The following is a 6,797-nucleotide window of genomic DNA, read 5'->3' as shown; positions in this document are numbered from 1 at the left end:
GTTTCCGACTCTATCAGATCCTTTCGGGCCTGATTCCCAGTCAGCGGGGCTTGTCTTCCCGGCCGTTGGGCCGTTCCGACGTCTCAAACCTTAGCGGACTCTCGCTGCGGTCCCAAATCGAGGGGCCGCACCCAAATCGAATTGAATTCGGGCACGCCGAATTCATCCCGGCTGGGAGATCGTTCTGATGGTTTGAGTGGCCGCTCTCGCGGCGGAGGTGCCACCGCAGAACCGTTACGGCCCCGCGGCAACCCGAAGAACTTTACGGATCCGGCAGGGGGCTGTCAAGCACCCGCTGTCAAGATCTTTTCAGTCGAGGTCGCTCAGTCGCCCGCCGGCGTCCGGCTGTGCGTGCTCCACCCTACGCAGGAGCCGGGTGAGGACGTCCCCGAGGGTGTTGCGCTCCTCCGCGGACAGGTCCTGGAGCAGGTCCTCCTCGAAGACCGTGGCGAGGCGCATCGCCGCCAGCCACTTCTCGCGGCCCTCGGCGGTGAGCTCCACGATCACGCGGACGCGGTTGGACTCGTCCCGCTCCCGGGTCACCAGTCCTTCGGCGAGCATGCGGTCGATCCGGTGGGTCATCGCGGCCGGCGTGAGGCCGAGGCGCTTGGCGAGGTCACTGGGACCCATCCGGTAGGGGGCGCCGGAGAGCACGAGCGCCTTGAGGACCTCCCACTCGGCGTTGCTGATCCCGAGGTCGGCGGTCTGGCGGCCGTAGGCGACGTTCATACGGCGGTTCAGCCGGGACAGCGCCGAGACGATCTGCTCGACCTGGGGGTCGAGGTCCTGGAACTCGCGCTGGTAGGCGGCGATCTGTTCCTCGAGCGTCGGCTCGGGGACGCCGGGGGTCTCGGCCATGGCCGCAGTATGGCACGCACCTCCTTTGCCTTGAAGTCCTTTGGTATGTACTCTTTAGCTTCGAACTTTAGCTTTGAAGTCTTCACTCCTAACTAGTGAGAGAGGTGAACGTGACCAGGGCGAGGGGCGCAGAGATGCGTCGGATCCACGTGGGCAACGCACTCAGCGCGTTCGGGCTCGGTTTCACCGTCCCCTATCTGTACGTCTACGTGGCGCAGGTGCGGGGCCTTGGGGCCATGACAGCGGGGCTGGTCCTCGCTGTCTTCGCCGTGGCGGCGCTGGTCGTGCTGCCGTTCGCCGGGCGGGCGATCGTCCGGCGTGGTCCGCTGCCGGTGCTGCTCACCGCTCTGGTCATGGCCGCGCTCGGATCGCTGAGCCTCGGTCTGGCGGGCAGCGCGCCCACCGTGCTGCTGTCGGCGGCCGCGCTCGGTGCCGGTCAGGCCGTGATGCAGCCTGCGCTGGCCACGATGATCGTGGACTGTTCCACGTCGGAGACGCGGTCCCGGGCCTTCGCGACGCAGTTCTTCCTGCAGAACCTCGGCCTCGGTGTCGGCGGTCTCATCGGCGGCCATCTCGTCGACACGTCGAGCGCGGCGTCCTTCACTCTGCTGTTCGCGATCGAGGCGGCGATGTTCCTGCTGCTGGTGGTCGTGATGGCGACCCTGCGGCTGCCGCACGCCCCGCGCATCGAGGGCGCCCCGACGCGGTCCGCCAAGGGCAGCTGGAAGCAGTTGCTCGGCAACCGCGCCATGGTGCAGCTGTGCGTGCTGGGCTTCGTGCTGTTCTTCGCGTGCTACGGACAGTTCGAGTCCGGACTGAGTGCGTACGGCGTCGAGGCCGCCGGCATCTCCACCTCCGCGCTGGGCACGGCCCTGGCCGCCAACACCGCGATGATCGTGGTCGCGCAGTTCGCCGTGCTGAGGTTCGTCGAGCGCCGGCGGCGGTCCCGGGTGATCGCCCTGGTCGGACTCATCTGGGCCGTGGCCTGGGTCACCGCGGGCTACGCCGGGCTCGGCCACGGCAGCCAGGAGATGGCCACGGCCGCGTTCGTGTCGACGTACGCGCTCTTCGGGCTGGGCGAGGCGATGCTGTCGCCGACGGTGGCACCGCTGGTGGCCGATCTGGCGCCGGAGGGGATGGCGGGTCAGTACAACTCCGCCTTCGCCCTGGTGAAGCAGCTCGCCCTGGCGGTCGGCCCGGCGGTGGGCGGCCCGATGGGGGCCTCGCTGCACGCCCCGTACATCGTGACGTTCCTGCTGTTCTCGCTGGGCATCACCTACCTGGCCGTGCGCCTGGGCAGGCAGCTGACCCCGGTGCAGAACCAGCCGGCGCTGAGGAAGAGCCGAGTCGTGGCCCAGGGTGGAGCCACGGCGGAGTCCGTGGCGGCCTAGCCGCAACCCAGCGGGGGCGCGGGGAACTGCGCGACCAGGCGCAACGGACCGGCACCCGGCACCGACCAGGCACCGCTACGGCGCTACCCCTTCGGCAGCACGAACTCGCACCAGACCGCCTTCCCGCCCCCCGGCGTCCGCCGCGACCCCCAGTTCGACGCGATGGTCGCCACGATGGCGATCCCGCGGCCGGACTCGTCACCGGGTTCGGCTCTGCGGCGCCGGGGCAGGTGGTCGTCCCCGTCCGTCACCTCGACGATCAGCCGCCGGTCGGTGCGACGGAGCCGCAGCCGCATGGGGGGCATCCCGTGCTGAAGGGAATTGGCGACGAGTTCGCTCACCGCCAGCACGCCGAGGTCGTGCAGTTCGACCGGGAACCGCCAGCTCGTCAGCACGCCGGAGGCGAACGCACGCGCGCGTGGAGCCGCCTCGACGCCGCCCAGCAGTTCCAGCGCTGCGTTGCGGAAGAGATCGCTGTCGGGGCCGGTGTGGGCCGGGTGCTGGAGGACCATGACGGCCACGTCGTCGTCGTGTTCCGCGGTGACGCCGGCCGAGCGGACCAGACGGTCGCAGATCACCTGGGGAGTGCCGGTGGCGCCGGCCAGGGCGCGTTCGAGAGCCGCGATGCCCTCGTCCAGGTCCTCGTTGCGGCGCTCGACCAGGCCGTCGGTGTAGAGGACGGCTGTGGAACCGGGGCCGAGCGGGATGGAGCCCGAGGCGTGCATCCAGCCGCCGGTGCCCAGGGGCGGGCCGGTGGGTTCGTCGGCGCGCAGGACGACGCCGCTCTCGTCGCGGACCAGGATGGGCAGGTGGCCGGCCGAGGCGTAGACCAGCTTGCCCTCGTTCGGGTCGTGGATGGCGTACACGCAGGTGGCGATCTGGTTGGCGTCGATCTCCATGGCGAGGCCGTCGAGGAGCTGGAGGATCTCGTGCGGCGGGAGGTCCAGGCGGGCGTACGCCCTGACCGCTGTGCGGAGTTGGCCCATGACCGCCGCCGCGCGGACCCCGCGGCCCATGACGTCGCCGATGACCAGGGCCGTGCGGCCGCCGCCGAGCGTGATGACGTCGTACCAGTCGCCGCCGACCGCGGCCTCCGTGCCGCCCGGGTGGTAGGTGGCGGCGATGCGCAGGTCGTCGGGTTCTTCGAGTTCTTGGGGGAGCAGGCTGCGCTGGAGGGTGACGGCGGTCTCGCGCTGGCGGCGCTCGCTGGCTCTGAGGCGCTCGGCGGCCTCGGCGTGGTCGGTGACGTCGGTCGCGAAGACGAGAACACCCCCGCCGCCCCCGTCTCCTTGGGTCACCGGGGTGCAGGTGAAGGTGTAGGAACGGCCGTCGGGGGCCTTGCGGGACTTGACCGTGCGCGGCTTGCCGCTGCGCAGGACCTGGTCGAGGAGCGGGAGCAGGCCGATCTCCTCCAGCTCCGGGAGGGCCTGGCGGGCCGGTTCGCCCGTGGGGCGCAGGCCGAAGGCGACCACATAGGCGTCGTTGACGTAGGCGAGGCGGTGGTCGGGGCCGTGGACGAGGGCGACGAGGGCGGGGACACGGTCGAGGACTTCGCGGACGGGAAGTTCGTCGACGGCGGGGGCCGGCACGGTCAGTTGTTCGGCGCGGGCCGCGGGGACGGCTCCCTCGCTCAGGCGGTCCTCGGTGACCAGGTCGTCGGTCCGCGCTGCCGCGCGGCGCTGCGTTCCGGGGAGGCGGGCGCTCCAGCGCGTGAAGTTCACGAATCCTTGCCTCGTGTCGTCGTCTTCGGCGTCTTCGGGCCGGCTCCGGGCCCGGCCGGGGGGCTGGGGACGGCAGCCCGGGGGTGCAGCACGGTGGGAAAACCTCTTGGTTCGAGGGGCGGGCGGCTGCCCGTCCGAAGTCGGGCACCAGTCTGGCAGGGTGACCGACCGGGTCGACATTCGTCAGACGCCGGGGCGGTCCGTGGAGTTCCTCGGTCCGGTCAGGACGACCCCTTCGGGTCGTTCGTCGGGTCGTGAGGATGCTTTCCACCGGCCGCGAGTTCGAACTCCGCTCGGGGATGTTCGAGTGAGCCGAGGGAGACGATCTCCCTCTTGAAGAGCCCCGACAGGATCCATTCGGCCAGGACACGGGCCTTGCGGTTGAAGGTGGGGACCCTGCTGAGGTGGTAGACGCGGTGCATGAACCAGGCAGGGTAGCCCTTCAGTTTGCGTCCGTAGACGTACGCGACACCCTTGTGCAAGCCCAGTGAGGCGACCGAGCCGACGTACTTGTGGGAGTACGTCTCCAGGGGCTCGCCGCGCAGCGCGTGCGCGATGTTGTCGCCGAGGACCCTGGCCTGGCGGACGGCGTGCTGGGCGTTGGGGGCCGTCTCCCTGCCGGGCTCCTCGGCGGTGACGTCGGGAACGGCTGCCGCGTCCCCGGCCGCCCACGCGTGCGTGGTGCCCTCGACGGTGAGACGGGGGGTGCATTTCAGCCGACCTCGCTCATTGAGCGGGAGGTCGGTGGCGGCGAGGAGCGGGCTGGGTTTCACGCCGGCGGTCCACACGACCGTACGCGTGGGAAAGCGGTTGCCGTCACTGAGGACGGCGACGCGGTCCACACAGGACTCCAGGCGGGTGTTGAGCCGTACGTCGATGTTGCGGCGGCGCAGCTCGCTCACCGTGTAGCGGCCCATCTCCTCGCCGACCTCGGGAAGGATGCGGTCGGAGGCCTCGACGAGGATCCACTTCATGTCCTCGGGGAGGACGTTGTGGTAGTACCGCGCGGTGTAGCGGGCCATGTCCTCCAGCTCGCCGAGCGCCTCCACGCCCGCGTAGCCGCCGCCGACGAAGACGAAGGTGAGGGCCGCGTCGCGGATCGCGGGGTCGCGGGTGGAGGAGGCGATGTCCATCTGTTCGATGACGTGGTTGCGCAGGCCGATGGCCTCCTCGACCGTCTTGAACCCGATGCCGTGGTCGGCGAGCCCGGGGATCGGCAGCGTGCGCGCGATCGAACCCGGGGCGAGGACGAGTTCGTCGTACGACAACTGTTCGCCGCCGGTGTGCTCCTCCTCGGTGGCAAGGGTGGTGACGGAGGCCGTGCGCCGGGCGTGGTCGATCGCGGTGACCTCGCCGACGATGATGCGGCAGCGGTCGAGGACGCGGCGCAGCGGTACGACGACATGGCGCGGGGAGATGGATCCGGCGGCCGCCTCCGGCAGGAACGGCTGATAGGTCATGTAGGGGTCGGGTGTGACGATCGTGATCTCGACCCCACCCCCGTCGAGTTCCCGTTTCAGCTTCCGCTGCAGACGCAGAGCCGTGTACATCCCTACGTAGCCACCGCCGACAACCAGAATGCGCGCACGTTCCTTCACCATCCCATGACGCACCCGTCGCTTGAGTTTGTCCACAGCCTCGACAAATTGTGTGACCGGAAGTCGTCGGCGCGCCGGGGCGGGCGAATCGCCGGAGGGCGCGGAAGCTTCGCAGGTCAACAGGTGTGCGCCGGGCGGGCGCAGGGGGTGCAATCGGGGCGTTTGCCGCCCGTACTCCGATCGGGGGGCGCTCCGTGCGGAACCTGCCCCTTCTGAATTGACCCCCACTCAACTATGTTCGTGTGTCGACGGGGTGTAGGGGGATGCGCTCCGGGTCCGCGACGGGCGGACTCGCGAAACGGGCTCGTTCCGCACGCTCCGGCTATCGATGGCGGGGAGAGTCTCCGGGGGGAGACGTCATTACCGGGGGATCATTTATGCACATTCAGGACTCTCATTGGTCTACCGCGTCCGCCATCGCACCCGGTGGCGGGGCGATGGGCGGCGCGATGGGTTCGACGATGAGCGCGGCGGGCAATGGACGGGACGCATCGCGTTCGGCCCCGCTGCGCGTGGACGCACAGCGCAACCTGGAACACGTACTGCGCGCGGCGCGCGAGGTCTTCGGCGAGCTGGGTTACGGCGCGCCGATGGAGGACGTGGCGCGACGCGCCCGGGTCGGTGTCGGCACGGTGTACCGGCGCTTCCCGAGCAAGGACGTCCTGGTCCGGCGGATAGCCGAGGAGGAGACCTCCCGGCTGACCGACCAGGCGCGAGCGGCGCTCGGTCAGGAGGACGAGCCGTGGTCGGCGCTGTCGCGCTTCCTGCGCACGTCGGTCGCGTCCGGTGCCGGGCGGCTGCTGCCGCCGCAGGTGCTGCGGGTCGGGGTCGCCGACGAGGTGTCCGACGGTTACGACGGGGCGCGGGTGCCGCAGCAGCGGACGACCCCGGGCTCCGGAGAGCTGCGGCTGGTGCCGGAGGAGGACCCGATGGTCTCCGCCGACGACGCCGGGGCCGCGGCGCTGCTGGAGGTCGTGGGCCGGCTCGTGGACCGGGCGCGGGCGGCCGGTGAGCTGCGGACCGACGTGTCGGTGTCGGACGTCCTGCTGGTGATCGCGACCGCGGCGCCCTCGCTGCCGGACGCGGCGCAGCAGGCGGCGGCCTCGGCGCGGCTGCTGGACATCCTGCTGGAGGGGCTGCGGTCCCGGCCGGTGTGACTCGAAAGGGTGACAACGGGGTGCGGCCGGCTTCCGGTCGCACCCCGGAACATTCCGGCGTTTTTCGGATGT

Annotated in this window: 5 protein-coding genes; 2 read left to right on the top strand and 3 right to left on the bottom strand. The window is 70.5% G+C overall.

Annotated features, from left to right (window positions below; genetic code table 11):
- Nucleotides 1-309: 309 nt before the first annotated feature.
- Entirely contained in the window at nucleotides 310-858 is a 549-nt protein-coding gene (locus AQI94_RS24420; protein WP_031050437.1) for a MarR family winged helix-turn-helix transcriptional regulator, read from the bottom strand.
- A 134-nt stretch (nucleotides 859-992) separates the two neighbouring features.
- Between AQI94_RS24420 and AQI94_RS24415 the strand changes: the two genes are divergently transcribed.
- On the top strand, nucleotides 993-2,249 hold the full coding sequence (locus AQI94_RS24415) for an MFS transporter (RefSeq protein WP_031050440.1): 1,257 nt from the start codon (nucleotides 993-995) through the stop codon (nucleotides 2,247-2,249).
- An 83-nt stretch (nucleotides 2,250-2,332) separates the two neighbouring features.
- Here AQI94_RS24415 and AQI94_RS24410 read toward each other — a convergent pair whose 3' ends face one another.
- Nucleotides 2,333-3,970 carry an ATP-binding SpoIIE family protein phosphatase gene (locus AQI94_RS24410; RefSeq protein WP_031050449.1) on the bottom strand — a complete coding sequence of 546 codons (1,638 nt, stop codon included), beginning with the start codon at nucleotides 3,968-3,970 and terminating at the stop codon, nucleotides 2,333-2,335.
- Between the two features lie 221 nt (nucleotides 3,971-4,191).
- Nucleotides 4,192-5,571, bottom strand: a complete 1,380-nt coding sequence (locus AQI94_RS24405; RefSeq protein WP_031050450.1) for an NAD(P)/FAD-dependent oxidoreductase — start codon at nucleotides 5,569-5,571, stop codon at nucleotides 4,192-4,194.
- A gap of 374 nt (nucleotides 5,572-5,945) precedes the next feature.
- Here AQI94_RS24405 and AQI94_RS24400 point away from each other — a divergent pair, with 374 nt between their 5' ends.
- Nucleotides 5,946-6,725 carry a TetR/AcrR family transcriptional regulator gene (locus AQI94_RS24400; RefSeq protein WP_063760172.1) on the top strand — a complete coding sequence of 260 codons (780 nt, stop codon included), beginning with the start codon at nucleotides 5,946-5,948 and terminating at the stop codon, nucleotides 6,723-6,725.
- The last annotated feature ends 72 nt before the right edge of the window (nucleotides 6,726-6,797 follow it).

The organism is Streptomyces pseudovenezuelae, from assembly GCF_001513955.1.
GTDB classification, from domain to species: Bacteria; Actinomycetota; Actinomycetes; order Streptomycetales; family Streptomycetaceae; genus Streptomyces; species Streptomyces pseudovenezuelae.
The sequence above is the reverse complement of the archived record's forward strand: the minus strand, read 5'-3'. Positions and strand labels throughout refer to the sequence as shown.